Source organism: Akkermansia massiliensis, from assembly GCF_023516715.1.
In the GTDB taxonomy this organism is placed as follows: Bacteria; Verrucomicrobiota; Verrucomicrobiia; order Verrucomicrobiales; family Akkermansiaceae; genus Akkermansia; species Akkermansia massiliensis.
In genome coordinates this window covers 1,481,873-1,508,478 of the sequence record NZ_JAMGSI010000001.1, presented here as the reverse complement: position 1 = coordinate 1,508,478, position 26,606 = coordinate 1,481,873, and the positions used below count along the sequence as shown (strand labels likewise).

Below are 26,606 nucleotides of genomic sequence, written 5' to 3'. Positions count from 1 at the left end.
TGCTTCCGGTGATGGGCGTGGTGGAGTTAATGGCGGCGCGTGTTCCAGATAATCAGGGCAATCAGAAGCGCCAGCAGGGGAAGGCCGATGTTTGTCAGGAGTTCCAGAATGCCCAGGGCGTTGCGGTCCAGGTTCAGCTTCACGGTCAGGTCATGGCGGGAGCCGAGGCCGCGCAGTTCTTCACGGTCCGTCATCCAGCCAACCAGCGTGCGCATGAAGTCCCGCTGTTCCGGCTTGATTTGCCTGGGCTGGAGCAGGTCCGTATTCCCCAGCAGCACCAGGCGTCCGGTGGTCTTGTTCTGGTTTACGTCCCCGGCGTTCCCGCGGATGAGGGCCGCGCCGATCATCAGGGGCCCCGGGTTGTCTTCCCGCGCGTCAAACTGGGCCGGGAACTGGTTGTACTTGGTTTCCCCGTAATAATCCTCCGTAGTCACCAGCAGGGGGTATGGCGTGATGCGCTTCTGCTCCATGGCCGCGTTGTCGGAATCCAGGATGAGGGAAATGCTCTCCCCTTCCAGCCCGGTGCTGGAATTCCAGAATTCGCGCGTGCAGTTCAGGGAGGGCGCGAAAATGGCGTTAATCTCGAAAACGGAGCGGTTGCCCCTGTTGCGGAGCATCACGCGGTCATTCTGTGGGCGCAGGCCCTGTTCACGGAGGAACCGATAAAGCTGTTTGGGCGTATCCTGCTGGGGTTCTAGCATGACCAGGATGGCGGCGTTCGGGCGCGCCCAGTACCGCTGGAGCACTTCCGCCTCCTGCGGGGACAGGTCGTACTTGGAGCCGATGATCATGAACCCCGCAGCGTCTTCCGGAATCTCCTTCAAGCCGCTCATGCGGATGGGAACGAGCTGAAGGTTGACGGAACGGCAGATTTTCCCCAGCGTGGTGAAAATGCTTTCCTCCTGGCTGTTGCTCAGCGCCTCGTTGAAATTGCTCTTGTCCGCCGCAATATACATCTTGCGGGGTTCTCCATTGGCCGCCCCGTAAATGCCGGCGGTCATCATGTCTTCAATCTGGAGGGCCACCGCCTTCATGCTCTTGCCGTCCGGGCTGGGGGCGTACACCACGAAGGCGTCTCCGGGCAGGATGCGCACGTGGGCGGCGTCCACCTGGGTGCCTTCAAACGTCTTGAGCGCTTTTTCCGTGTCTTCCCGGGCATCGATGATGACCAGGTTCTTCTTGAATTCAATCCCGTAAATGTTCGCAATCTCCCGGGCCTTGTTCGGCTGGCGGAGGGGGTCCACGTACTCCACCTTCACCTTCCCGTTGGAATAACGTTCGTACTCCTCAAGCAGGGAGCGCATGCGGGTGTAATTCTGCGTGGTGCGCAGGAAGGCGAACGTGATCTTGACGGGCGTCTTGCGGTTCTGGATTTCCGGAGATTTCAGCATGTTGATGCTCTGCTGGGAAATCTCATAACGCTGGTCTTCCGTCAGGTCCCGGCGGTAATATTCGTGGCAGCCCACGTAATTCAGGCATACGACGATGAGGAACAGCAGGAAAAGCTTGATCCAGGTCATCCAGGGGCTGACCTTGCGGGCGGGAGGGGGGGATTCCGTGGCCGCGGCGGGGTTGTCTGGTGCTTCGCTCATAGATAAAAATGAAAAGGGGTGAAAGGGAAAAGGCGGGGTAGATCAGTGCTTCCAGCGGCGGTGGTCAATGATGCGGATGGTGACGGCCAGCGTCAAGACCGTCATGGTCAGGTAAAAGACGACAGGGCGCGTATCAACCAGCCCGGCGGAAAAGCGGTCCAGATGTTCCGAGCAGGACATGTAGTGGAAAATCCCCGCTGCGGGGAATTCTCCCCATACCACGGGAATAAGCCCCATGAAGAAAATCAGCACCAGCAGGCCGATGGTGATGATGCCGGAAATGATCTGGCTGCCCGTCAGGGACGAGGCGAAAATGCCGATGGCCGTGAACCAGGCGCCGACCAGCAGCAGGATGGCGTACGCCCCGGCCCAGTCCGCCAGGCGGTAGGGGAGGACCATGCCCGCATCATACCCGTAAATCCACTGCACGATCAGGTTGGACCAGTCCGCCAGAAGGGGGTACAGCAGCATGGGCAGCCACAGGATGATGTAAAAGGCGTATGCGGAGAAATATTTGCCCAGGACTACCTGCCATGTCTTGATGGGCGTGGTCAGCAGGGATTCCAGCGTTCCTGTCTTCTCTTCCTCCGCCAGGGAACGCATGGTAAGCAGCGGGAAAATGAACAGGAAATAAAACCAGAACATGGGGGAATGCAGGATGAAGAACAAAATGCCTTCCTTCTGCGGGGCCAGCTGGAACGCCTTCAGCGTGCCGGACAGGGAAACGCTCTGCAGGGCCATGACGAAGGCCAGGATGACCCATCCGTACGGGGTCATCACGTAGCTTCTGAGTTCTTTTCTGAAAATGGTAAGTACCGGAGACATGGGGAGAAAAGGAAAATGCGGGGTGGTGGATAGAGAGGGAGAAGAAACGGGCGGTTAATCTTTACGGGTCATTTCCACGAACACCTCTTCCAGGGTGGGGGTGTGGCGGTAAATATGGCGCAGGGGGCAGCCCTGTTCCGCAAGGAGGCGCGCGGCCTTCTCACGGGTATCCGTTCCGGCCTCCGCGCGTACGGTCAGCGTATGCCAGCCATCGGCGTCCGTGCCTTCATGGATGACCTTCTTCACGTGTTCCAGGCTTTCCAGCTTCTGCGTAATCAGCTCCAGATCCCCGCGGAACTCCAGCGTAATCTTGCCGGCGGCGCGGAGGTTGGCCGTCAGGTTAGAGGGGGTATCCGCTGCCTTGATGGTCCCCTGGTCAATGATGATGACCTTGTTGCAGATCATCTCCACCTCACTCAGAATATGGGTGGAAAGAATAATGGTGTGGTTGGCCGCCAGCCCCTTGATCAGCTCGCGTATCTGGCGTATCTGGTTAGGGTCCAGGCCGTTGGTGGGTTCGTCCAGAATCAGCAGGTCCGGTTCACCCAGCAGGGCGTCCGCCAGGCCCACGCGCTGTCGGTAGCCTTTGGAAAGGGTGCGGATCATCTTGCGGCGCACGGGGTCCAGGCCGCATTGCTCCACGACCTTGGAGACGGCGGGCCATATCTGCTTGGAAGAAATGCCTTTAAGCCTGGCGCGGAACTTCAGGTACTCCGTCACGCGCTGGTCGTCGTAAAGAGGCACGTGCTCCGGCAGGTAGCCCAGGTGCTTGCGCGCCTCCAGAGGATTTTTAACGATGTCGAATCCCGCAATCGTGGCGGTCCCGGAAGTGGGGGGCAGGTAGCCGGTCAGCATGCGTAAAGTCGTGGTCTTGCCTGCGCCGTTCGGCCCCAGGAACCCTACGATTTCCCCCTTTTCAATCTGGAAGGAGGCATTCTTTACCGCTTGAAAGCGGCCAAACTCTTTGGAAAGCTGGTCGGCGTGGATCATGGAATCAATGGGAACAGGGTGATTCTAATCCAAACCGCTCCCGTCTCAAGCTTATTCTCCCCTGTGCCGCGGAGACGCCGCCGCCGCTTGAAAAGCACCACATGCTGAAAAGGAACAGCGGCTGTTCCAACATTACTGGGGAAGGGCTGCCGGGAAGGAAAATCAATCCTTCAAATCCTCCTCCAGCCGCAGGACGATATCCCGCACGCGCACGTCCTCCTCCATGCGGGAGGCAACCAGCTTGTTGGCATGGATCACGGTGCCGTGGTCCCGGCCTCCGAAGGCCTGGCCGATATCCTTCAGGGAGCATTCCGTCAGGCGGCGGCTCAGGTACATGGCAATCTGCCGGGGAAAGGCGATGCTGTTGGGGCGGCGCTTGCCGGTCAGGTCGCTCACCTTGAGCTCGTAAAAATCCGCCACGCGCTTCTGGATGGAATCCACGGTCAGGATGCGGCTGGTTTCTTCCCGCAGGATATCGCGCAAAAGCTGCTCGATCTTGGCGATGTCCGGCATGTCCCCGGACAGGGAGGTAAAGGTGGCTACGCGGAGCAGGGCCCCTTCCAGGCGGCGCACGCTCTTCTGGATGCGGCTGGCGAGGAACTCCAGAATCTCGTCAGACACGTTCATGCCGGCCCGGTCGCGCTTGCTGCGCAGGATTTCCAGCCGGGCGTCATCATCCGGAAGATTCAACTCCACCGTAAGGCCGGACTCCAGGCGTGCCGCCAGACGGGAATCCAGGTTGGAAATATCGCATGCGGCGGCATCGGCGCAAATCACGATCGTTTTGTGGGCGTGGAATAGCTCGTCAAACGTATGCAGGAACTCTTCCACCGTCTTCTCCTTGCCGGAAATAAACTGCACGTCGTCCACCAGCAGGACGTCCGCCTTGCGGTACTTGCGGCGCAGCTTGGCGAAGCTCTGCCCGTTCTGGGTGCGGGACGCGTCAATAAACTCATTGGCGAACTGTTCGCCCGTGACGTACACCACATTCGCGGAGGAATCCTGGTGAAGCACCTCATGGCCGATGGCCTGGAGCAGGTGCGTTTTCCCCACGCCGGACTTCCCGTACAGGAAAAGGGGATTGAACAGGGCCCGTTCCGACTGGGCGATGGACAGCCCTGCCTGATAGGCAAAGCGGCTGTCTTCATAAACCACGAACGAATCGAACGTGTACAAATCATTCAGGCATGCCCGGGTTCCCTGGCTGCGCTGTTTTTTGGCCGGAGCGGCAGGGGAATCCTGCACCTGGGGCGTTTTGGAGCGGGAGGAAGCCTTTTGTGGTTGGCCTTCGGCGGCCGGCAGGGATGCCACCTCGTCCGCGCAGATGAACTTCACCTGGCGCTCCGTGCCCAGGGCCAGCATGGCGGCCTGCTTCAGCTCCGGCGTATAGCTGTTCTCCACCCAGAGGGCGGCCATGGGATCGTCACACACCAGCGTCAGCGTCTTTCCGGAATCCTCCAGGAGGGAAAACTTGGGAAACCACAATCCATACACCTCCGGAGACATGATTGTTTGCAGGGCTCCCGTGATCCTGGACCAGGTGGCTGACAATTCTGATGGTGGCGTCATTGTTGTGAAAATAAAAGATGTTGCTGGTTATAAATGGCTGTGAGGCCTTCCGTCTCGCTACGAGGCCGCCCGCGGATGGAACCGGAATGGGTTCATCCGCAGCCGTGACAGCTCGTGGCGTCCATCGGGATGGAGAAGGCGAACTCATCCGCTTTCAGCTCGACACCCCGGTCGACGGAAGCGCCAAAGTACTGATTTGCGCCTGAGGAAAAAATATCTTTTTGAAGCAGCGTGAGTCATCGTTCCGCGGCTCTACGTTCCACGGGGGTTCCACACCAAAAAATATTTTAGTCTTGCTTCCTTCAATAATTTAGTCCTCCTGAGTATATTCTTTGAATGACACTATAATTATTTTATTATCAGTGAATTACTACTTTGTTATTGGGGTGTGTGACGAAAAGGAAACAATTACGCCGCCGTAAATCAAGCACTTACAGGCACCGGACCAGAAGGTCCCGGAGAGGTTCCGAAAGGGGGCAGCCGGGATGGTTGACAAGAGGCGCCGGGAAACCTAACGTGGCTGCATCATGGAACAGATGGAACAAACCGGGGAAACATATTATTCCCTCTGCCGGGGAAAATTTTTGGAGCTCTTGAAAGAAGGAAGGTGGGAATACGTGCGCCGGGTCAATGCCAATGGAGCCGTCATGATCGTGGCCGTGACGGAGGACGGCGAACTGCTGCTGGTGGAGGAATACCGGGTTCCCCTGCATGCCCTCACCATCGGACTGCCTGCGGGCATCTCCGGAGATGAAGGGGAGGAAAGCACATTGCAATCCGCCCGGCGTGAACTGGAAGAAGAAACGGGATACCGGGCGGATGCCTGGACGTACCTGTTCACGGGGCCTTCCTCCCCCGGATTGACCACGGAAATGGTATCCTTCTACCTGGCGGAAGGGCTACACCAAATATCGGAAGGCGGCGGGGTGGCTCATGAAAACATCACCGTGCACCGCATTCCTCTTCCGCTGGTGCATGGCTGGCTGATGGACCAGACAGGGCAGGGAAAAGTGGTAGACCCGAAAATCTTCATGGGCCTCTATTTCCTGTCCCGCTCTGTAAATGGCGTGGGACTGGAGGAATAAGGACGCTCTGCGCCGCAAGTGTCCGGACGCAGGAAACGGCCTGGGCGGCAGGCTGTGTGAAACGGTTGGAGGAAAAGAACGATTCATCGTCAATGATTTTTCTGGATGGAGAAGCGGGCTGTCGTGATAAAATGCTCCTGACCCATAAAAAAATCTGGACATTCTTTCCAATCCGGGCTAAATATCTCCCCGCTTTCCAGCACCAACCACTTAACGGCAGGGTAGCTCAGTGGTAGAGCAGAGGACTCATAAGCCTTTGGTCGGGTGTTCAAATCACCTCCCTGCTACCATTTTTTATAACCGCAAGTGCTTGATTATCAGCACTTGCGGTTTTTTTTGGTGAAAATGCAAGACAGAATGCAAGACACTGAAATCATTTTTGGAAGCAATGGACAGGTGAAATTACTTAATTCGAGCAGGCTGATGAGGCGGTTGTATTGGCGGGATCAATACCAGAGTCCGAGAGAGCCATTCTTGAAAATGCGTATCCCAATCATCGCTCTCCTGGAAAAGCATATTTTACCTTGAAGTGGGTGGATGAGTATGTGCAGCCTATTTTGTCCGAATACGTTTCATTCACTGCGGGCAATAGCCACCACGGTTCTGCATGCGGCAGGGGCGGATCATGCTCTTGCCCGCGAGATTGTGGGGCATGATTCCGGGATGTCTCACCAGCTGCATATCCGACCTTCGGACGATCAACGCAAGGAGGCGATGGAGAAGTTTTCCGAGATGATTGTTCCTTGGCATGCAGTGAAGACCCCATTGAGATGGAGAAGCGTGATCTTGTCGCTCTTTGTCCCAAGTGTATCCGTGCCTTGATGAAGATCAGTTAAATGTACTGAAAGAAACTCTAAATAAGATAGACATTTTAACTTACAATGCGTGATGATACAATACACACAATAGGCGAAGGGGCGCGGGTGGAAGGAGGAGTTGTGGTAAGAAGTACGGCGAGAAATCAAGCCTGACATACAAATTTATGAAAATGCATACCTGTGTTTGTTGTTCTCAATTCGGAATGGTGCATATCTTTGACTCCCCCATGTCTTCCCCTCATAGAGAATACTAAAAACGATCGAATTGAACTAACACTAATTAAACTTGAAATCTATTCGAAATAATCAATTATATTTTTTTCCAAATCGGAAATTATAATCTGCAATAAATCACCAGTTTCAGTATACGGCTTATATAGTATTTTGTTTTGTATATCTTTTTTGAATTTCTGCAAATTATCCCAGTCATTTTTTATTATTTCAAGATCATCTAAATCAACAGAAACGGAAGGAGCTTTTGAATAGAAATAAGCCATACCCAGAGGCTTGTCGGCCATCGAATTATTCAAACTTGTTAATAACTCCTCCGCTGTACCTGAAACGGAACGTTCTTGGTTTGTCGCAATATCAATTGTTGGAGTTCCCAGTTTATATTTGAATATTGCGACAACAAAATCAACGTTGCAAATTATTTGACGATTTATAATATCTTGAGAATACCCTGATTGAGATGCTAAATCTTCCCAACCATGTACGATTAAACGTTTACAACAATATGATTCATGATGTCCACGTCTAAATTGAATTTCTAATTTTTCCAATAAATTCTTCCGTTCTAACCAAGCATCACTAGGTGAAGCTATCACAACATTTATCTCTCCAGATTTTTTAGATTTCCTTTTCTTTATACTTTGATGTTGTGGAATTACGAGGTCCAATATATCTTGATTCCACTTTGAAGAATCAGAAAGAAAATTCATTAGAATTTTTAAATCCTCCAAAATATTAATTTGTTCAGGCGAAGATAAATTATTAGAAATTCGTTCTAGACAAGTTGGGCAAATCCTGGCTTGCCTCATTCCATCATCAATTCCTGTCTTATTTTGCAAAAAATCATATATGCAACCTGTTGTGATTTTATGTCTAAAAGCTGTATCATCAATATATAATGCCAAATAATCAACAATAAAATATAATAAGCCATTGTTCTTCGATAAGTCCGTTAAATAAATCCATCCCCAAAAAGAAAAAATGGACAATTTTTTATGTTCATGGAAAAAATAATTATCTATATATTGTTTTTCTGTAAAACAAAAAATTTTATCAAATTCATGAATTTTTTTATTAATTTTATTTAAAATGGATATAAAGGAATCCGGTTTTGATATTATATCAGAATCTATGTTTATATCGCCGCCATTAACAAATTTAAGATGCGTAGTTTTATTATTAAGAAAGTCGCAAATTCTGTTTTTATTGATTTCAAAATCAACATCAAAAAGAAGTAGTATTTTCATAGTTTTCCTTAGTTAAAAATACAATAATAGACAAGTCAATGATAATCATCACTTACTAGCACTTTGTTATTATCGACTGAATGAATGCGGTGGTAGAGGAACCGATTTTCGAGAGACAGGTTAATATGCTGCGGGGGCTGGTAGGGGAGAGGAGGAGCTTTTTTGAGGGACGAGGGATGATTTGCGAGGAACGATGTTGAAATTTTGTGAGGATTGCCTGATAAAACATCATCTGCAGATTATGTTGACGACATGAGCGAGTGGAAGGTTATTCCGAGTGATCAATTTGTACGCGATATGAAGTGGATGGGTAAACGTTATCCTCGGGAGACCGCGCAAATGATTCGCAACCTGGACGAATACCGGGCTCATCTGGAAGATTACGGCAATCCCATGCGAATGGTGGAGTATTCCTACGTTCACCGGGAATACGTCGGGTTGCCACGCCATCGCACAGCAACCGCTCGCATCCGCTGCTCAAACTTGCCTACATGTTTTTACTGTTATGTTCAAGCTTACGAGTTGCATCTGATTTGTGCCGGAGACAAACAAAGACAGTCCAAGGATAATAAATACTGCAAGGATTATGTCTCACAATTTTAATTCAACCTCTTCTGTAACCATGGAAAATAAAGAATACGTTCCGATCGATCTGTCAAAGAACAAGCGTTATGCAACGGTCGAAGATGACCTGAGAGACTGTGTATCGCCCGAGATCATGGAGGAAGCCAAACGGATCGCTGCCGCTTCCACCGTTTCCTCGGCTCTTGCCCATATGCGCGTCAAGGCAGGAATTTCGCAGAATATGATGGCTGCGGCACTCGATTGTTCCCAGCCGCGCATTTCCGCGATTGAAAGCGCGACCAATGACAAGATGAGCATGGCCGCCGTTCTGAAGTATGTGGAGGTGACGGGCTTCCCCTTCAAGGTTCAGTTGGAAGACGGTAGGGTTATTGCCGTGTCTTCCGTACCGAAGGGAAGGAAATCTCGCAAGAGCGTGTTGCGAAAACCTGTAAAGCCTAGGACAAAAGTCCATCCCAGTGCCATCCCTCTCCTGCGCTACCAGCCCTCCTCACTGTCCTCGGCAAATATTATATAACCCACCCCACAAAGACAAATCCACTGTGTTCGCAATTGGAAAAATAGCATTCGCCTTTCCACGAAAAAACGTTCCGTTTTTGGGCTATTGCAAGAAAACCTGTTCCTCAAACTGTCATTTTTTTCTGGAAGTTCCTGGTTTCCTCTTCTTCGGAACGGTTGACACCTTGAAAGGCAATCCCGTCACCTCCACGTATTTCAGGAGGGCAGGCATATGGATCTTTTCGTTGTTTGCCATTTCGATGGACGAAAATACACCGAGAAGAATATCCAAGAGCCGCAGCCATCATCTTCCGAGAAATACCCGCCTTGGTCCGCATGGCCATCAGGGCATAGGCACAAGACATGCGAGCATTGCGCCACTTGATCTCCCCGATTTCCCCCCGGTATATGTGTCGCATATATTTGATAATTGTTATTTAAGTTAAAACTAACTAGTTGTCTGCGCTAATTATTCAATGAAAATCTATAAGAGAGGCGTAAGATTTTTTATATGAGACTAGTTATAAAAACTTTCATAAAAATCTCAATGAATAATGACTCGTGAGTTGCAATGAACGTCAACCTGGAAAGTTGAAGGAATACCTAGATGGCCTGCCCTGTATTCGCTCCTATTTGGGGAATGGTCTTCATGGGGGCAAACGGTAAAGAAGAACCGTCAGAAAATAAGAGATTTCCTCAATTCCAGTCAATAGACGCGAGAATGGCGAAGCTACTGAAGTTGAATAAACAGGTAAAGCGCGTTTTTATTTAAGTCTCAGTCCAAAAACCCCGGATTTGCGGCCGCTGAGTTCCAGGGCGCGCAGGCGTTCCGGAGGGAGGCAGTCACGGGAGAATTCCGCGTAGTGCATGCGGTCCCGGAAGTAGTGGACGGCGCTTTGAGAGAGGGCGAAGATAAATTCCATGCCCATTTCCTCCGCTTTTCTTTTGGCGAATTCACACAGGGCGCGGCCATAGCCGCGGCCTTCATGGCGGTGCTTGATGTACAGGCAGCCCAGTTCCGCGCTGCGGTGCTTCGGGTAGGGATAGACGGCAACGCAGCCCACGATGCTGTCGTCCAGAGTCAGCACGTAGTAGTCATCCATTCTGGCGGCGATGTCCTCATAGTTCCGGTTGACCAGCTTGGAGTCCACTACGGAGCGGGCGATCATGGAGAGGAGCTCCGGAATGTCCTCCTCCTTCAAGGGGCGTATTTCCCGGTAGGAGTCCGTGTGGACCATGGTGCCTACGCCTTCTTCCGAGAAGAGTTCCTCCACCAGTACGCCTCGCATTTTGCCGTCCAGCAGGTGTACCCGGGGGATTCCCGTCCGGCAGGCCTCAGCCGCCTGGTCCAGTAGTTCCCGGTGGGTTACTTCTCCTTCCAGGCCCGCCACTTCCGATTCCAGAATGGCGGCAATGGGGCGTCCGTCACGGGAGGGAACCTTATGGTCGTTGAGCAGGGCGATGTATTTGGAGGCTCCCAGGCTGAATGCCATACGGACGGATTCCGGGTCAAAGGAGCCGGAACGGCCGGAGGCCACCACGGGGATCTGATGCCTCCCCAGGATTTCCCGGACTCTTTCCCGGACAAGCTGACCGCCTTTCAACGGCGCTTCCACCAGGGCGGAGCGCATTTCACAAACGCGCGTGTGTTCGTACAGCGCGGAGGCGTCCGTTCCTTCCACTATCAGCACGGGCCTGACGCCTATTTCCTGAAGAGCGTCCAGGTCCAGCAATGCGTCCACCAGCTCTTCGGAATCCACCAGGGGGCGTTCCACATGCACGGCAAAGATTTTGTCCCTGAAGTACGGGACGTACTCCAGCACGGAACGGACGTTGGTGGATTTGTTGGGAGGGAGCGTGGTCAAGGGCGGCCCGGAAGCTTGAAGACGGAGGGAACGGCTGTACCCGTTTCCTCCGTCCTGTAAGTGATGCGTAATGTTTTAGAACGTGCGGGTATCGGCGGAATCCCGGTTGTCCATGGTTTCCGCGAAGTCCTGGGAGTCAAGAGTGACGGCGATTTCTTCTTCCTCACCGGCGGCAGGCGTTTCCGCCGGCGCCTGGGCGGCTCCCTCCTTGCGGAGCACGACGCTGACCTTGCGCCTGGGCATGACCAGCTTGGGTTCCGCCACAGCGGGCTGGTAACCTTCACCGATGGTGGTGGCGTCGGAAATGACGGCTGGAGCTTCTTCCTGTTCCGGCTGTTGTGCGGACTGGTGTTCCCGTGCACGGGAGACTTGTTCCCGCAGGGCGGAGAGCAGGTCGCTGGGCATGCCGTCAAAACCTATTTCCGGCAGGTTGGCGCCGTCTTCCTGATTTTCATCGGAAGAATCAAACTGGGGCAGACTGGCCAGGAAGTCTTCAAACGCATCCAGGTTGGTGGTGCTCTTGAAGAGGTTGCCGATAGCTTCACCCTTGATGCTTTCCATCAGGGTAACGAACAGGTCGTAGGCTTCAGACTTGTATTCCACCAGGGGATCCTTCTGGCCCTGGGCGCGGAGGCGAACGCCTTCCCGCAGAGAGTCCATGTTGTACAGGTGCTCCTGCCACATTTTGTCAATAGCCCCCAGGATGATCTGGCGTTCCATGTGGTCCAGGTATTCCGGACGTTCGCGGGAAGCCTTGTCTTCATAAGTGGCCTTGACCTTGTCAATGAGGAAGGCGATGGTGTCATCCATCTGGCGTTCTTCCAGCTTGGCGGCGTCCGCCGTCAGTCCCAGCGGGAAGGAGGAGTTCATCCAGGCGAGCAGTTCGTCCGGATGGGTCAGGCCTTCCGAGTCCGGATCCAGGAATTCATGGGCGCGGGTGGCGATTACTTCTTCCAGGATGTCGTAAATCATTTCCCGCGGGTTTTCCGTAGAAAGCACTTCATTCCGGTAGCCGTAAACGATTTCACGCTGCTTGTTCATGACGTCGTCATAGTCCAGCACGTGCTTGCGCCACATGTAGTTGCGCTGTTCCACGCGTTTTTGGGCGGATTCCACGGATTTGTTCAGGAAGCTGTGTTCCAGGGCTTCGCCGTCAGCCACACCCAGGCGTTCCATCATCTTCGTCATGCGTTCCGCCGCGCCGAAGTTGCGCATCAGGTCGTCTTCAAAGGAGATGAAGAACTGGGAGGCGCCGGGGTCTCCCTGGCGGGAGCAGCGGCCGCGCAGCTGGCGGTCAATGCGGCGGGATTCATGGCGTTCCGTGCCCAGGACGAAGAGGCCGCCGAGGTCGGCCACGCCTTCGCCAAGCTTGATGTCCGTACCGCGGCCCGCCATGTTGGTGGAGACGGTGACGGCTCCGCGCTTGCCGGCCAGCGCCACGATTTCCGCTTCGCGCTGGTGGTTTTTGGCATTCAGCACTTCATGGGGGATTTTGGCCCTTTTGAGCATGCGGGAGAGCGTTTCAGAGGCGTCCACGCTGGCCGTGCCGATCAGGATGGGCTGGCCTTTGTCATGGAGTTCCTGAATTTTGTTAATCACCGCGTTGAATTTTTCACGGCGGGATTTGAAGATGAGGTCGTTCTGGTCCTTGCGGATGCAGGGGCGGTTGGTCGGGATGGGGAGGACGTCCAGCTTGTAAATGTCATGGAATTCCGCGGCTTCCGTTTCCGCCGTGCCGGTCATGCCCGCCAGTTTTTTGTACAGGCGGAAGTAGTTCTGGATAGTGATGGTCGCGTAGGTCTGGTTTTCACGCTCCACTTCCACGCCTTCCTTGGCTTCCACGGCCTGGTGCAGTCCGTCGCTCCAGCGGCGCCCCGGCATTTCGCGGCCCGTGTTCTGGTCAATGATGATGACCTTGCCTTCCTTGACGACGTATTCCACGTCTTTTTCGTAAATGCAGTAGGCTTTCAGCAACTGGGAGGTGGTGTGCAGGCGTGCTCCCGTTTCATCAAGCTGCTTGGTCAGTTCATTCTTGCGGCGCAGCTTGTCCTTTTCCGTCATGCGGGGGTCTTCATCCATTTCCGCAAAGGCGGTTCCCAGGTCCGGCAGCACGAAGTCCTCCGGGTGGCCGGGGGAGATGACTTCACGGCCTTTTTCCATCAGGTCGGCGTCGTGGGTCTTTTCATCCACGGTGAAGAACATTTCCTCCTTCAGCTTGTAGAGTTCCTTTTTGCGCGTATCCTGGTAAAGGGTCAGTTCATATTTTTCCACGATGCGGCGCAGCTCGGGATCCTGCATGGCGCGCAGGAAGGCGCGGTGGCGGGGCTGGCCTGTCTTCACCTTGAACAGGCAGCGGCCCACTTCTTCCGTGCGGCCTTCTTCCTGGGCTTTCAGGGCCTGCGACATGAGCTCGTTGCAAAGGTCCGTCTGCGCTTTCACCACGCGTTCAATGGCGGGGCGCAGGGTATCGTACTGCTGTTCCCGGGTGACGACCGCGGGACCGGAAATGATGAGAGGCGTACGGGCTTCGTCGATAAGGATGGAGTCCACTTCGTCCACAATGGAGAAGTAGTGCCCGCGCTGCACCTGCTCGGATTTGGAGGTCGCCATGCCGTTGTCGCGCAGGTAGTCGAAGCCGAATTCGGCGTTGGTGCCGTAAGTGATGTCGCAGGCGTATTGCTCCCGGCGAAGCTGGGAGGGCATCATGCTCTGGATGCAGCCGACCGTCAGCCCCAGGAACTGGAAGAGCATCCCCATCCATTCGGAGTCGCGGCGCGCCAGGTAGTCGTTCACGGTCACCACGTGCACGCCCATGCCGGTCAGCGCGTTCAGGTATACGGGAAGGGTGGCGACAAGCGTTTTGCCTTCCCCCGTGGCCATTTCCGCAATGTAGCCGCGGTGCAGGGCGATGCCGCCCAGCAGCTGCACGTCAAAGTGGACCATGTCCCACAGTTGTCTTTGTCCGCAGATATCGCGTTCTTCCCCGCAGAGCAGCCGGGCGCCGTGTTTGACGGCGGCAAAGGCTTCCGGCAGGATCTGGTTCAGGTAGCGTTCGCGCAGCTTGTCAAACTGGGGGGTGATGTTATTCCAGGCGGCCTTCCCCTCTTCAATGGAGGCGGGAGTGGCTTCCACCGTGGGGAGGGCGGCAAATTCGTCTTTCAGGGATTCAAAGCGTGCGTTCAGCTTGGCGGCTATTTCCTCCAGCTCTTCCCTGGGAGCGGCTTCCACAATGCGCACGGGGGGAAGCTCCATGGGGAGGAAGCGGTGAAGATAGCCCTGCCATTCCTTCGTTTTTTCAAGCAGGAAATCCTGACCCTTGCCGTTCCATGATTCTTCAATGGAGACGATTTGTTCCACAATGGGGCGCAGACGGCGCACTTCACGCTGGTTTTTGGTACCGACAATCTTGGTTAGAATCCACTTAATCATCTTTGTCTTGTTGAAAATTGACGAGGTAGAGTCGCTTTCAGCGGTCTAAGAATCGAAAAATACTAGCGGCTGCCGGAAGAATTGCAAGCACGGCCCTCCATTTGCTTTGATGATGACGTAATAGGTTGGATTTGGGCGGCATCATTCTGTCTTCCTTCCGTTTTTCCTTGCCTCTCCCTTTTCCCTGTAGGAGTGTATAGGGGAAAGGAGAGAATGAGCATGTACGGAGTATTCCATTCCGCCGGGCTGGCCCTTTTTCTGCCGGCTGTTTGCATGATGGCCGGCTGCCAGGAAAACGGCGCCGTAAAACAGCAGGAAGTGAATTTGCTGTCCGAGGGGATTGATGAGGACGGCAACCTTTTCATGCATTTTGAACTTGATTCCCATTACCACGGGGATTTGTATGCGGAAGTTTCCATGAAGGGGAATGAAATGCGCATTGCTCTGTATACTCATTCCACTCCCGGAGCTTCCCGGAAGGTGCCTTATGCGGACGGTTACAGGCTTGTTGTCCCATGGCCCGAGGGAACGGATTCCGTGGATATTACCCTGTGCGGAATAAATTTGGGAGGGTGGGAGAAACATAAATAGTAATGGAGGGAGGTTCCGTTCAGAGACGTTTTTGTTATCTGAATGTTAACGGAAATTCCTGTGTGGAGGCGCTTGTTTGTGGTATGAAGGCGGAATGAAGCCTCTTTTGGGGATGGGATGTGCGGTGCTGGCCGTTTGCGCCGTCGGCTTTTCAGCGTACCGCATCCTGATGGAGAGGATGCCCGATGAAATTCGGGGAACGCGCCTGGTGATGGAACATGACGCTTCTTACCTGCCGAAGGCGGGCATGGTGCGGCTGGAAAATGCCGGATTTTCCAGCATGGTTCACGGGTTGGAGAACGGGGGGAAGTTTTTCTCACTGGCGGAGTGCATCGTGGAGGCGCGGCAAAAGGATATTCTGGATGATATGCTGGATAGGGTAGATCCGCAGCGTTCTTTGCGTTTCCATGTGATTTGCAACGCTTCCGGCGCGATGAAGGAAACATGGCTGGACGATGGAGGGAACGGGGAAAACGCCGTCCTCATCAACCGATGCATGGCCGTTCTGGGAGCCTATTGGCTCTTGCGCCGTTATTGTGATGATGAACAGCTGTTTTTCAAATGGATGAGGCTTTCGTTGAGGAACAGGAAAACTGCGTTTCTGGATGATTCCGTGGAATACCTGTTTCCCTGGCTCAGGCCGGACCGGGAACAATATGTTCATGGAAAGTGGATTTCGGATATCGAATCCGTCACCTATTATTGTTATCCTTTGGAAGAAAGGGGAAAGAGTTCTCTTCCTTCCCCATTCATGTACGCGGTTACGAGCCGGAAAAGGTTTTCTTCCGTCTCCTTGGAGATTCGATGCTCCGCGTTGAAAGGAGCATTGATAGACGTGGAGATCAAACAGGACAGCCAGATGATTCGTGCCGGAAGGGCCGTGCTCATCCGGATTGATGGGAACGATCATGGCCGGTCTTATTCATGGAACAGGCGCCCCGGAAAAATGTTGCCCGTGCGGCTGCCTTCCATGGAGATTCCGGAAGGCGGTCCTCCGGCCATGATACTTCCGGTTCCGGAAGACTTCCGTTCCTGTCCGGAGGAGGAAATTTTGCCTGCATTAATTGAAGAATGCCCGTGCATGAGCATGTAAGCCGGCGCTTGAGCACTAGGCATGAAACGGGAGGCGCATGCCATTGCATTCCGGCTGCGTCATACATGGAAAGAGGCAGACGATCAGTTGGGAAAGAGGATAAACGTAAACTTTTTTTTGGCCGGTTTTGTTGTGGAACCGTGTGATGGCCCATGGTTCATGACAGGTACTTCTCTTGGAATGATTCCAAATTGATGATATAATTACCCTATGAGTCATTGTGAGGATGGGCGCATCCGCATCCGCGGCGCCCGTGAGCATAATTTGCAGAATGTGGATGTGGACATTCCCCTGGGGCGGCTGACAGTGGTGACGGGACCTTCCGGATCGGGGAAAACGAGTCTGGCCATGCACACGCTGTATGCGGAAGGGCAGAGGCGTTATATGGAAACCTTTTCCCCGTACGTGCGCCAGTTCATGGACCGTATGGACAAGCCGGACGTGGATGCCGTGGAGAACATTCTTCCGGCCATCGCCCTGCATCAGCGCAACTCCGTCAGGACGTCCCGCTCCACGGTGGGAACCATGACAGGGCTGAACGATTACTGGAAATTCGTTTTCGCCCGTCTGGCCGTGGGGATATATCCGGAAACCGGACGGGAAATCAAGCCGGAAACACCCGGCTCCATTGATGAAAAGCTGCATGAGGAATTTCCTTCCGGAACGGAGGTGATGGTTTGCCTGGAAGTGGCGCGGCCCGAATCCGTGGACCTGCCCACGCTGAAAAGGAACCTGGTGGCGCAGGGGTATTTGCGCGCCTTTGCGCATGGAGAGGCCCTCCGGCTGGAGGACGAGGAATGGACCCTGGAAGACGGGGCTCCTTTGCTGGTGATTCAAGACCGCGTGAGGCTGGCGGAAGACCAGCGGGAGCGCAGGCTGGAAGCGCTGGAAACGGCCATGCGCCTGGGTGGCGGCGTGGCCCATGTGATTCCCCGCGTGGACGGCATCTGGCTGCCCGCCATGAAATTCCGCGGGGACTGGCATCCGCTGATGGAGCCGCGGCCCGGATTGTTTTCCTTCAATTCCCCCCTGGGGGCATGCCCGGAGTGCCGCGGCTATGGCCGCGTGATCACCATTGACTACAACCGGTGCATCAAGCCGGAGCTCAGCGTCAATGACGGGGCCATCCATATTTTTGAAGGGGAAAGCAAGGTGTTTTCCGAATGCAAGAAGGACCTGATGCGCGGCTGGCGCAAAAATGCCCGCAAAGTTCGTCTGGATGTACCGTGGAAGGATTTGAAACAGTGGGAACGGGACTGGCTGCTGTACGGGGACGGAGAGGATCCGGATGAAATGTATGAACAAGGCCTGTGGTACGGCATTGCGGGCTTTTTCAGGTACCTGGAAAGCCGCACGCATAAAATGCATGTGCGGGTGTACCTGAGCCGTTTCCGCACCTATCAGGAATGCCCCTCCTGCCATGGCTTGCGCCTGAGGCCGGAAGCCCTGCAATTCAAGGTGGGCGGCAGAAGCATGCCGGAACTCTCCGGGATGCCCATGGACGAACTCCTGGCCTGGGTGGATCAATACGTCACGCCGCGCGCGGATGAAGACCCCGGCTTGAAGCATGCCGTGGCGGAACTCAGAAGCCGCCTGGAATATCTGAATGAAGTGGGTCTCGGCTACTTGACGTCCGACCGTCCCACGCGCTCCCTTTCCGGCGGGGAGATTGAACGCGTGAGCTTGACGACCTGCCTGGGCGCTTCCCTGACGGATACTCTGTTTGTGCTGGATGAACCCACCGTAGGGCTCCACCCCCGCGACACTTCCCGTTTGATTTCCGCCATGAACCGGCTTAAAAAGCGCGGGAATACGCTGGTGGTAGTGGAGCATGAGGAAACGGTGATGCGTGCCGCGGACAGCCTGGTGGACATGGGGCCCGGCTCTGGCCGGGAGGGGGGAAAACTGGTTTATTCCGGAGAACCTGCCCGGATTGGGGAAGTTGCGGACTCCCTGACGGGGGCGTTCCTTTCCGGCAGGCGGCGCATCGCGGTGCCTAAAAAGAGGCGCAAGCCGCGTCAATTTCTGACCGTATCCGGCGCCACGCGCCACAACCTGCACAAGCTGGACGTGAAAGTGCCTCTGGGCGTCTTCACCTGCCTGACCGGCGTCAGCGGGTCTGGAAAAAGCACCCTGGCGCACGACGTGCTGTACCTGAACGCTCTGGTGGAAAAAGGGGCCGTATGCGAGGATGAACCCGCCCATGTCAAATCCATCAAGGGCTGGGAACAACTGGATGAAGTGGTGATGGTGGACCAGAGCCCCATCGTCCGGACCCCGCGCTCCACTCCTGCCGTTTATGCCGGGGTCTTTGAAGAAATACGTTCCCTCTTCTCGGAGACGGAAACGGCCCGTGCGCGCGGCATGAAGCCCGGTTTCTTCTCCTTCAACAGCGGCGACGGCCGCTGTCCGCGCTGCATGGGCATGGGGAGTGAAAAGGTGGAAATGCAATTTCTTTCAGATATCTTCGTGCAGTGCCCGCTGTGCCACGGCTCCCGGTACGGAAGTGAAGTGCTGAGCGTGTACCGCGACGGCAGGAACATTGCGGACGTGCTCGGCATGACGGTGGCGGCCGCGCTGGAATACTTCAGAGCGGAAAAAGGGGCCAAGGCCTCCCGCATTGCTTCCAAGCTGGGCGTGCTTCAGCGCGTAGGGCTGGGGCACCTGACCCTGGGGCAGCCGCTGAACACTCTCTCCGGCGGGGAAAACCAGCGGTTGAAGCTGGCTAAAATCCTGCTGGACCAGATTGGATCCGGCGCGAACAGCCCCAAGATGCTGATTCTGGACGAGCCGGGAACGGGACTTCACTTTGCCGATATTGAAATTCTGCTGGCCGTGTTCCGGGAACTGGTGGAGCAGGGGCACACCCTGCTGGTCATCGAGCACAACCCGGAATTCATCAAATCCGCGGACTACGTGATCGACCTGGGGCCGGAAGGCGGCGCAGGCGGCGGCCATGTGGTAGCCACGGGAACGCCGGAGGAAATTGTAGCCTCCGGGAAGGGATATACGGGCAAATACCTCCGGGATGTGCTGGAAGGGCGCCCTTCCGTTTACGATCCGGCGGACGCCGCTATGCCGGAATCCGCTGACGTGGACATACCGGAAGGCGTGATGGCCCTGCGGGGAGCGCGCCACCATAACCTGAAAAACGTGGACCTGGACGTGCCGCGCGGAGAAATGACCGTGCTGACCGGGCTCTCCGGCTCCGGGAAAAGCTCCCTGGCCTTCGACATCTTTTTTGCGGAAGGGCAGCGGCGTTTCATGGACGTCATGTCCCCGTACGCCCGGCAATTCACGGAACAACTGGAAAGCCCTGACATTGACCGCTTGACCGGATTGCCCCCCACGGTGGCCATTGAACAGAACATGTCCCGCGGCGGCACCAAATCCACTGTGGGCACCGTGACGGAAATCTGGCAATTCATGCGTCTGCTATATGCCAAGCTGGGGCAGGCCTACTGCCCGCAGTGCGGCGTGCCGGTGGGCAAAAGATCGGAATCCGAAGTGGTGGAGCTGGTGGTGCGGCAGCTGAAAAAACACGGCAGTCTGGCCTTGCTGGCTCCCCTCGTCAGGGGACGCAAGGGGCATTACGCGGACCTGGCCCGCTGGGCGGAAGGAAAGGGATATGAGGAAATGTGGGTGGATGGCAAATTGGTTCCGTTGAGCGGATTCCAGCCGCTGGACCGTTATTCCAGCCATGACCTGGACCTGGTCGTTTCACGTCCGGAGGCCTCCTGGACCCCGGAAAAACTTGCCGGAGCGGTGCATGCCGCGCTGGAAATGGGGGAAGGTTTCCTGCAAGTGCTTCCGCCCGGTTCCAGCCGGCCGGAGTTGATGGGGACCAAGCTTGCGTGCGCCTCCTGCGGGCAATCTTTCCCGGAACTGGAACCGTACACGTTCTCCTTCAACTCTCCACGCGGGTGGTGCCCTGTGTGCCGCGGGCATGGCATCGTGGGCAAGGGAAAGATGAAGGAAGACCAGGCGCAATCTCTGCTGGAAGCCGAACTGAAATATGACAAGGAACTGGCGCGGCAGGCGGACGATGACAAAGGGGTGAAAATCTGCCCCGCCTGCCAGGGAGTGCGTTTGAATGAATTTGCGCGCGCCGTGCGGCTTCAGGGAGTGACTCCCGGTGAAATCGCCTCCCTGCCTGCCGTAGCCGCCGCGGAACTGGTCAAAGGATGGAAATTTGAACGGGAGGAAGCTCTCATTGCCCGTGACGTGGTGGCGGAAATCACGCAGCGCCTCAACTTCCTCCAGCGGGTGGGGCTGGGCTACCTCTCCCTGGACCGCAGCGCCACGACGCTTTCCGGCGGGGAAACCCAGCGCATCCGCCTGGCATCCCAGCTGGGCTCCCACCTGCGCGGCGTGCTTTACGTGCTGGATGAACCCACCATCGGCCTGCATCCGCGGGACAACGAACTGCTGCTGGGTACACTGGATGAACTCAAGCGCCGGGGCAATACCCTGCTGGTCGTGGAACATGATGAAGACACCATGAAGCGTGCGGACCACATTGTGGACATGGGGCCGGGAGCCGGCATCCATGGCGGCAGGATTATGGCTCAGGGCACCTTTGAGGAACTGGCAGCCATGCCGGACTCCGTCACGGGCGCGGCCCTGCATCATAAGCCGCGCCATCCCTACCGCGGGAAAAGGCGCAGGGTTCCGGCCAGAAAAGATGAAACCGCGTGGCTGCGGGTGGAGGGCTGCCGCCTGCACAACCTGAAGGACGTGAATGCGGCCATTCCCAAGGGGCGGCTGACGGTGCTCACCGGCGTATCCGGCGCGGGGAAAACCTCCCTGATGACGGGAACCATCCGGCTGGCGGCGCGCCAGGCCATCGGCGACAAGCTCACTCGGGACCAGAAAAAGCTGTGGAAAACCTCCTCCGGGTTTGACACGCTGCGCATGGTGTACGGCGTGGACCAAAGCCCCATCGGCAAGACGCCCCGTTCTACGCCCGCCACCTATGTGGGCTTTTTGGACGACATCCGGACCCTGTTCGCGCAAACGGCGGACGCCCGCAGACTGGGCTTCGACCGCGGCCGCTTTTCCTTCAACACGGGGCAGGGTAACTGTGAATCCTGCAAGGGCACGGGCATGCAAAAGCTGGAAATGGACTTTCTGCCCCCCTGCTACGTGCCGTGTGAAACCTGCCGGGGCAAGCGCTACAACGCCGCCACCCTGACCGTGAGGTACAAGGGGAAAACCATTGCGGACGTGCTCCAGATGGACTTTGCGGAAGCGGCGGAATTCTTTGAAAGCCAGCCCCGCATCTCAGACCCGCTCAAACTGCTGGCGGAAACCGGCCTGGGCTACCTGACCTTGGGGCAGGCTTCCAATACGCTCTCCGGCGGGGAAGCCCAGCGGCTCAAGCTGGTGACGGAGCTCATCAAGGGGCGGCGCGTCAGCCGGAACGCCCTGATGAAGGGCAAGGAACTGCCTGGCGACCTGTACCTCATTGAAGAACCTTCCATCGGCCTGCATCCGCGAGACGTGCGGCTGCTCATCGATGTGCTGCACCGTCTGGCGGACCAGGGAAACACGGTCATCGTCATCGAACACAACACGGAAATCATGGCGGAGGCGGACTACATCATCGACATGGGCCCCGGCCCCGGTGAAGCCGGAGGAACCATCGTGGCGGAAGGAACCCCGGAGCAGATAGCCAAAAAGAACTCCCCCACGGCGGAATACATCCGCCGGGAGCTGGAACCGGACAGCGTGTAACCCGTTAAAACAAAAACCTTGTCTTTCAGGACCGTTCCGGAATTACTGGAACGGTCCTTTTATATGGAGAAAAGGACCGGATGGAGGCTGACGGCGGGCGTTGGCCTGGTCACAGGGCGCCGAAATGCTTTTAAAGGAAAAATCAGCTATTCTGAAAATGGCGGAACGGAATTACTGCTGGAAATGTCTTAAAGGAAGTGCAAGGCTGTGTTCCGCATAAGCCCTTTTATTCCTGCGGCAGTGGTTGGCAAATACCGGAGAGGCAGGCGGGAACGGATGTAAAGGCATGAAAGCCATTCTTTAGAAAATCTTTGCACTGCGGTGAAACAATAAGCAATGAATATGGTGGAAAAAATAGTATTTGAACCGTTGGCAGACTCCCACCGGGAGGCCGTCATCCGTATCTTCAACCATTACGTGATGAACGGAACGGCTGCTTTCTCGGATGCGGAACTGCCGGAATCCTTTTATCCCCATATTCTGGAACGCGTGAAAGGTTATCCGGCGTATGCCGTGGTGGACTGCCGGACCGGGGAAGTAGTGGGCTTCTGCTTCCTGAGTGCGTATAAGCCTGTACCCACATTCCGGGAAACGGCCACCGTCACTTACTTCATTGCTCCCTCCCATCTTGGCCGGGGCATTGGCCGGATGTGCCTGGGCCGTCTGGAAGAGGATGCCGTGAAGCAGGGCATCCGCCACATCATTGCGGAAATATCCTCTGAAAACGAACAAAGCATGTCCTTTCACGCTAGCCAGGGCTTTATCCATGCCGGGCGCCTGAAAAACATCGGCTTTAAACTGGGCCGCACCTTTGACATTGTTTACATGCAGAAGGAAATCAAGTGATCAGCGCCGGTAATGCAGCGTGCAATAAGATGATGGGAATTTCCGAAAATCCTCTTCCTCACGCTATTCTGATGAGTCCTCTCTGAAAAGACAGGATGGCAGCGCCCTTCTCGTAGGCATCGTAAAGATTTCTCTAGTTTTGTAGGCGTCTTACCGCCCCAGATGACCGCAGGCTAACTTCCTTCCAGAGTGCTGCTGCTGTGAAAGACTGCGAGAAATTCGTTAACCAGTGCATTCACAGAGCGCAAGGGAAACAGATTTGCCGGAAATAGGAGCCGGCTCGTTCGCTGCTGTCAAACCGAACACTATCCGTGTTACAATGTACTGGCATTTCCTGCGTCTGAAAACGACAATCGCCAAGCTTGGCTGTTAAACTGGTACGGCATTTGGGAAATAGTCCAAAACAAAAACAGGAATATTTTTCAAATGATCATAAATTCGTTAAAGTCTTCCAATATGTTTTCATATACATGTAGATTAGTTCAAATGAGTACCTAATGTCCATCAACCAATCCGGAACAGGGTGTAAGTGTTTTAACCTTTTTTTCAGTAATTGATGTTGCTGAACCGGGACTAACGCTACTCTCAATCCGGTACTGGCTCTTCTTGAATCAGCATGATATCTTTCACGAGGTATCTCTTTCTCATTATCAGGTATGAAAGAAAACACTCCTCCCCCGAGGGAGGTGACTGATAAACCAGTATCGGTTGATAAATTGCCGGTATCCGTTTTCCAGTTGACGGGATTGCGGCCATGCAAACGATGAGAATGATAAAAATCCGCACATAACTCCCATACATTGCCCAACATGTCATGAAACCCCCATGCATTGGGTTCTTTTTGTCCCACAGGATAGGCCCCTGTATTGGCATCGTGAAAATCCATCCATGCTACTTTCTCAAGATTATCGGGAAGAACGATTTCCTTGCCGCAGGAATAGGCTAATTCCCACTGTGCCTCCGTAGGCAGGGAAAAGCAATATCCTTCCGGAAGAATCCCCTGTTGTCGTGCAATCTCGGTTAATCGATCACAAAAATCCAGGCATTCATCATAGGATACCTGGCACATGGGGTACCGTGCGCCCGTTGTGATGGTCCATCTGTCTTCCAATTCCGGAATCGGGATCCATCCCATCATCTTTTCCCATTCCTCCTGTGTGATTTCGTACTTCCCCAGCCAGTAGGGATAAGTAATTTCCGTACGATGGCCAGATTTTGTAATTGGGTAACTTCCTTTTGGAATGAAAATCAAGGTGAGCTTGTGTTCCGAATGGGGAATATCCATTTTTAACACATCTCCGGCCTGGGCAGATTGAACATTGGCTGTCGCAGGGGGTACTATGTCCAGGCATGTAATATCATTGCCAGGATAAAGGACAAAGATGAGCAAAGCCAATAATGCTATAATAGAGAAACTGATTTTCTTATTATTTTTTATCCATTTTATTATAAATTTCATTCCGAAGAGACAGGATAATTTTAATTATTTTTTAATTTAGCCTCCAGTAATTGCTTGGCTGTTTTTCTGTCAGTATTTTTCAAATTCTGGTTAGCTCCTTGTTTAATCAGAAAATTGTAGGCACTTATTTGTCCTGTACGAGCAGCATAATGTAAGGCAGTTTCTTTGTAGGGAAAGGTCATAGAGGGTAGCTTCATTTCATTTGAAGCAACATTAATATCAGCCCCTAATTCGAGTAATTTCTTCATGGTATCAATATCCCCGATAGCTGCCGCTAACATAAGGGCTGCTTCGCTTCCATTCCATTTTTTATCATACGGATTAAGATTTGGTTGTGGAGTCATGTTTGACGACAAATCCCAGTATGATTGTAATGAATTTCTAATCATATCTTTTCCTACAATGTAGGCAGGAGTATTGTAATGTAGATAATAAGGTGGAATATAGGGATTTCTTGTTTCTTCTTTTTTGGGGGTTATGGATGTACAAGATCCTAATAAGTTTAATGCTAAAAAAATCGAAAGGAATATAATATTAGTTTTCATGTTAAATAATTTATGATATACTTGTAGTTTTTAAAGTTCATGTGGATGATTTTTATGAAAAAAACAAGAATCATGCATAGATTTTTTGTTATATTTAAAATAGGTAAATAATATTTTATGATTTGTAAACAGCTTTTACAGAATGATATTTCTTTAATTTTCATTTAACACAACAAGCAAATTTGGATAACTCTTCTGCCTTCAATAAAGAATCATTGGGATTAAAAATATGTATCGGAATCATATAACTTGGATGCACTTTATAAATATCAGGCGTGGCTCTTCCCTCAAGATATTGGGAACCTAATATCATACATCCTATACTCCATCCTAGAATTTTCAATTCATCATCAAGAAAAAAGTAACCAACTGCATCATAATTACCCATTCCCTCTGCTTGAGACCATGTTGAGAAGAGGGGGATGTCGTATATATATTTTACTTTTTCTTTATCTTTTTCACTAAAAAACCAATTAATTTTATCAAATTTAACCTTATTCATTAGGTATGGCATTCCTTTCTTTAAGTCATCGCGGATTTCATCAATATTTTTCATTTTAGAAAGATATTGATTCATGGATGTGCTTTTCTTACGAAAAATGCTTAACAAGCTATGTAAATCTTTTGGTTTCTTATCAACTGTTTTTTCAAAAACTTCTGGGGTTATGTCGGATGGATTTACGCTATATTTGATATAAAGACAGGTATAAACCAACGGAAGAGGAAAAAATATGAATAATGTAATTATAAATATACTAACTCCAACCAGAAATTTTACTATTCCCAATTTATTGTTCATTTTTTTTATTTTCATAGAAAACTAGCATAATTAAATTATGAGAAATGCGTAATTTATTCATCATTTAAATAATCCGCTGGCTATATTCCAAAAATTCGAATTATTAGAAGGGATATAAACAGCGCCATGGTTGTCGCCAAAGTCATTCGTAAAATCATGAGTTATTACATTTGCTGGCACATTTTCGGGATGATCTGGGCCATTCTCTCCCAGAGCCACATTGAATTCAGAAAGTGGATAAACGAATTCTAAAATATCATCTTCTTTGCTGATTGCTAAATGAATAGAATCAGCATTAGCAGGAGCTTTTTCAAATTCTTCTCCTGGTTCCAGAGACTCATTGTCAACTGCAGGATTGGCCAAGAAAACATTGCCTATATTGCCGATATCTTCCCCATGAGCCAATGCTTCAAGAGCTACTCCAGCTCCTAAGCTATGAGTTCCGATATGTACTTTTATGTTAGGACATTTGGCTTTTAAATCTCTAAGAAAATGAGAAAATGCACCTGATCCTGTAAATCTAGAACCTTTTACCGCGTCTTTAAAGTTTGAAGCACCAGGATTCCCGTTCCACGCAAACCCATAAACATCGCATTTTCCTTCCGAACTCTTATAAGCTTTTTCAACCACTTCAAATCTTGTCATCGCTTCTGCTAGAGTAGTATTATAACCATGGATCCATACTAACACACATCCGCATTTTGGACAATGACCTATTGTTCCTTCATAGGCATCTGACAAATTTGAAGGAAAAACCAGTCCATCATGATATATGTATTTTACAGATTCAGTAGCATTAATTAATA

General features: G+C 52.9%; 19 protein-coding genes and 1 tRNA gene. 8 read left to right on the top strand and 12 right to left on the bottom strand.

Features of this window, described 5'->3' with window-relative positions; genetic code table 11:
- Window positions 1-26 precede the first annotated feature (26 nt).
- From M8N44_RS06460 to dnaA, 4 genes are all read right to left on the bottom strand, one after another.
- Window positions 27-1,592: a DUF7088 domain-containing protein gene (locus M8N44_RS06460; RefSeq protein WP_249853053.1), complete on the bottom strand. Its 1,566-nt coding sequence runs from the start codon at window positions 1,590-1,592 to the stop codon at window positions 27-29.
- Window positions 1,593-1,634: 42 nt separating this feature from the next.
- The gene (locus M8N44_RS06455; RefSeq protein ID WP_022397089.1) at window positions 1,635-2,417 is read right to left on the bottom strand and encodes an ABC transporter permease subunit; all 783 of its coding nucleotides are present in this window, start codon (window positions 2,415-2,417) and stop codon (window positions 1,635-1,637) included.
- Between the two features lie 54 nt (window positions 2,418-2,471).
- Complete coding sequence (locus M8N44_RS06450) at window positions 2,472-3,407, bottom strand: ABC transporter ATP-binding protein (RefSeq protein WP_022397090.1); 936 nt, start codon at window positions 3,405-3,407, stop codon at window positions 2,472-2,474.
- Between the two features lie 162 nt (window positions 3,408-3,569).
- Complete coding sequence (dnaA, locus tag M8N44_RS06445; protein ID WP_102721424.1) at window positions 3,570-4,976, bottom strand: chromosomal replication initiator protein DnaA; 1,407 nt, start codon at window positions 4,974-4,976, stop codon at window positions 3,570-3,572.
- A 593-nt stretch (window positions 4,977-5,569) separates the two neighbouring features.
- Here dnaA and M8N44_RS06440 point away from each other — a divergent pair.
- Window positions 5,570-6,061: an NUDIX hydrolase gene (locus M8N44_RS06440; RefSeq protein ID WP_243760002.1), complete on the top strand. Its 492-nt coding sequence runs from the start codon at window positions 5,570-5,572 to the stop codon at window positions 6,059-6,061.
- A gap of 215 nt (window positions 6,062-6,276) precedes the next feature.
- Window positions 6,277-6,351, top strand: a tRNA-Met gene (locus M8N44_RS06435).
- 821 nt (window positions 6,352-7,172) lie between these two features.
- On the opposite strand, the gene M8N44_RS06430 is transcribed toward M8N44_RS06435, so the two are convergent.
- A complete protein-coding gene (locus M8N44_RS06430; RefSeq protein WP_146021075.1) occupies window positions 7,173-8,357 on the bottom strand; it encodes a hypothetical protein in 1,185 nt (394 codons plus the stop codon).
- A gap of 252 nt (window positions 8,358-8,609) precedes the next feature.
- Between M8N44_RS06430 and M8N44_RS06425 the strand changes: the two genes are divergently transcribed.
- The gene (locus M8N44_RS06425) at window positions 8,610-8,960 is read left to right on the top strand and encodes a hypothetical protein (protein ID WP_102728047.1); all 351 of its coding nucleotides are present in this window, start codon (window positions 8,610-8,612) and stop codon (window positions 8,958-8,960) included.
- A 19-nt stretch (window positions 8,961-8,979) separates the two neighbouring features.
- Complete coding sequence (locus M8N44_RS06420; protein WP_102728048.1) at window positions 8,980-9,456, top strand: helix-turn-helix domain-containing protein; 477 nt, start codon at window positions 8,980-8,982, stop codon at window positions 9,454-9,456.
- Window positions 9,457-9,562: 106 nt separating this feature from the next.
- On the opposite strand, the gene M8N44_RS06415 is transcribed toward M8N44_RS06420, so the two are convergent.
- The 3 genes from M8N44_RS06415 to secA form a co-directional block, all read right to left on the bottom strand.
- Window positions 9,563-9,856 (bottom strand): hypothetical protein, encoded by a 294-nt coding sequence (locus tag M8N44_RS06415; protein WP_215442697.1) that lies wholly within the window; start codon window positions 9,854-9,856, stop codon window positions 9,563-9,565.
- Window positions 9,857-10,201: 345 nt separating this feature from the next.
- Window positions 10,202-11,302, bottom strand: a complete 1,101-nt coding sequence (locus M8N44_RS06410) for a GNAT family N-acetyltransferase (RefSeq protein ID WP_102721467.1) — start codon at window positions 11,300-11,302, stop codon at window positions 10,202-10,204.
- A 75-nt stretch (window positions 11,303-11,377) separates the two neighbouring features.
- Complete coding sequence (secA, locus tag M8N44_RS06405) at window positions 11,378-14,731, bottom strand: preprotein translocase subunit SecA (protein WP_022397096.1); 3,354 nt, start codon at window positions 14,729-14,731, stop codon at window positions 11,378-11,380.
- Between the two features lie 219 nt (window positions 14,732-14,950).
- On the opposite strand from secA, the gene M8N44_RS06400 reads away from it, so the two are divergent.
- The 4 genes from M8N44_RS06400 to M8N44_RS06385 all read left to right on the top strand — a co-directional run bounded on the left by M8N44_RS06400 (window position 14,951) and on the right by M8N44_RS06385 (window position 22,997).
- Window positions 14,951-15,322 (top strand): hypothetical protein, encoded by a 372-nt coding sequence (locus M8N44_RS06400; RefSeq protein ID WP_146019206.1) that lies wholly within the window; start codon window positions 14,951-14,953, stop codon window positions 15,320-15,322.
- Window positions 15,323-15,416: 94 nt separating this feature from the next.
- Entirely contained in the window at window positions 15,417-16,415 is a 999-nt protein-coding gene (locus M8N44_RS06395; RefSeq protein WP_146021078.1) for a hypothetical protein, read from the top strand.
- 210 nt (window positions 16,416-16,625) lie between these two features.
- A complete protein-coding gene (uvrA, locus tag M8N44_RS06390; protein WP_102728050.1) occupies window positions 16,626-22,151 on the top strand; it encodes an excinuclease ABC subunit UvrA in 5,526 nt (1,841 codons plus the stop codon).
- A 336-nt stretch (window positions 22,152-22,487) separates the two neighbouring features.
- Window positions 22,488-22,997: a GNAT family N-acetyltransferase gene (locus M8N44_RS06385; RefSeq protein WP_205597338.1), complete on the top strand. Its 510-nt coding sequence runs from the start codon at window positions 22,488-22,490 to the stop codon at window positions 22,995-22,997.
- A 430-nt stretch (window positions 22,998-23,427) separates the two neighbouring features.
- Here M8N44_RS06385 and M8N44_RS06380 read toward each other — a convergent pair whose 3' ends face one another.
- The 4 genes from M8N44_RS06380 to M8N44_RS06365 form a co-directional block, all read right to left on the bottom strand.
- Window positions 23,428-24,456, bottom strand: a complete 1,029-nt coding sequence (locus M8N44_RS06380; protein ID WP_102728051.1) for a formylglycine-generating enzyme family protein — start codon at window positions 24,454-24,456, stop codon at window positions 23,428-23,430.
- A 20-nt stretch (window positions 24,457-24,476) separates the two neighbouring features.
- Entirely contained in the window at window positions 24,477-25,001 is a 525-nt protein-coding gene (locus tag M8N44_RS06375; RefSeq protein WP_022397102.1) for an ankyrin repeat domain-containing protein, read from the bottom strand.
- Window positions 25,002-25,161: 160 nt separating this feature from the next.
- Window positions 25,162-25,800 (bottom strand): hypothetical protein, encoded by a 639-nt coding sequence (locus M8N44_RS06370; RefSeq protein WP_102728052.1) that lies wholly within the window; start codon window positions 25,798-25,800, stop codon window positions 25,162-25,164.
- A 60-nt stretch (window positions 25,801-25,860) separates the two neighbouring features.
- A complete protein-coding gene (locus M8N44_RS06365; RefSeq protein WP_180975138.1) occupies window positions 25,861-26,541 on the bottom strand; it encodes an alpha/beta hydrolase in 681 nt (226 codons plus the stop codon).
- Window positions 26,542-26,606: the final 65 nt, after the last annotated feature.

What these genes read in the sequence shown, in the direction of transcription:
- M8N44_RS06450 (WP_022397090.1), bottom strand. Translation starts at nt 3,407, where the DNA reads ATGATCCACGCCGACCAGCTTTCCAAAGAGTTTGGCCGCTTTCAAGCG.
- uvrA (WP_102728050.1), top strand. Translation starts at nt 16,626, where the DNA reads ATGAGTCATTGTGAGGATGGGCGCATCCGCATCCGCGGCGCCCGTGAG.
- secA (WP_022397096.1), bottom strand. Translation starts at nt 14,731, where the DNA reads ATGATTAAGTGGATTCTAACCAAGATTGTCGGTACCAAAAACCAGCGT.
- M8N44_RS06460 (WP_249853053.1), bottom strand. Translation starts at nt 1,592, where the DNA reads ATGAGCGAAGCACCAGACAACCCCGCCGCGGCCACGGAATCCCCCCCT.
- M8N44_RS06375 (WP_022397102.1), bottom strand. Translation starts at nt 25,001, where the DNA reads ATGAAAACTAATATTATATTCCTTTCGATTTTTTTAGCATTAAACTTA.
- M8N44_RS06425 (WP_102728047.1), top strand. Translation starts at nt 8,610, where the DNA reads ATGAGCGAGTGGAAGGTTATTCCGAGTGATCAATTTGTACGCGATATG.
- dnaA (WP_102721424.1), bottom strand. Translation starts at nt 4,976, where the DNA reads ATGACGCCACCATCAGAATTGTCAGCCACCTGGTCCAGGATCACGGGA.
- M8N44_RS06420 (WP_102728048.1), top strand. Translation starts at nt 8,980, where the DNA reads ATGGAAAATAAAGAATACGTTCCGATCGATCTGTCAAAGAACAAGCGT.
- M8N44_RS06415 (WP_215442697.1), bottom strand. Translation starts at nt 9,856, where the DNA reads ATGCGACACATATACCGGGGGGAAATCGGGGAGATCAAGTGGCGCAAT.
- M8N44_RS06385 (WP_205597338.1), top strand. Translation starts at nt 22,488, where the DNA reads ATGAATATGGTGGAAAAAATAGTATTTGAACCGTTGGCAGACTCCCAC.
- M8N44_RS06455 (WP_022397089.1), bottom strand. Translation starts at nt 2,417, where the DNA reads ATGTCTCCGGTACTTACCATTTTCAGAAAAGAACTCAGAAGCTACGTG.
- M8N44_RS06380 (WP_102728051.1), bottom strand. Translation starts at nt 24,456, where the DNA reads ATGAAATTTATAATAAAATGGATAAAAAATAATAAGAAAATCAGTTTC.
- M8N44_RS06395 (WP_146021078.1), top strand. Translation starts at nt 15,417, where the DNA reads ATGAAGCCTCTTTTGGGGATGGGATGTGCGGTGCTGGCCGTTTGCGCC.
- M8N44_RS06430 (WP_146021075.1), bottom strand. Translation starts at nt 8,357, where the DNA reads ATGAAAATACTACTTCTTTTTGATGTTGATTTTGAAATCAATAAAAAC.
- M8N44_RS06400 (WP_146019206.1), top strand. Translation starts at nt 14,951, where the DNA reads ATGTACGGAGTATTCCATTCCGCCGGGCTGGCCCTTTTTCTGCCGGCT.
- M8N44_RS06370 (WP_102728052.1), bottom strand. Translation starts at nt 25,800, where the DNA reads ATGAACAATAAATTGGGAATAGTAAAATTTCTGGTTGGAGTTAGTATA.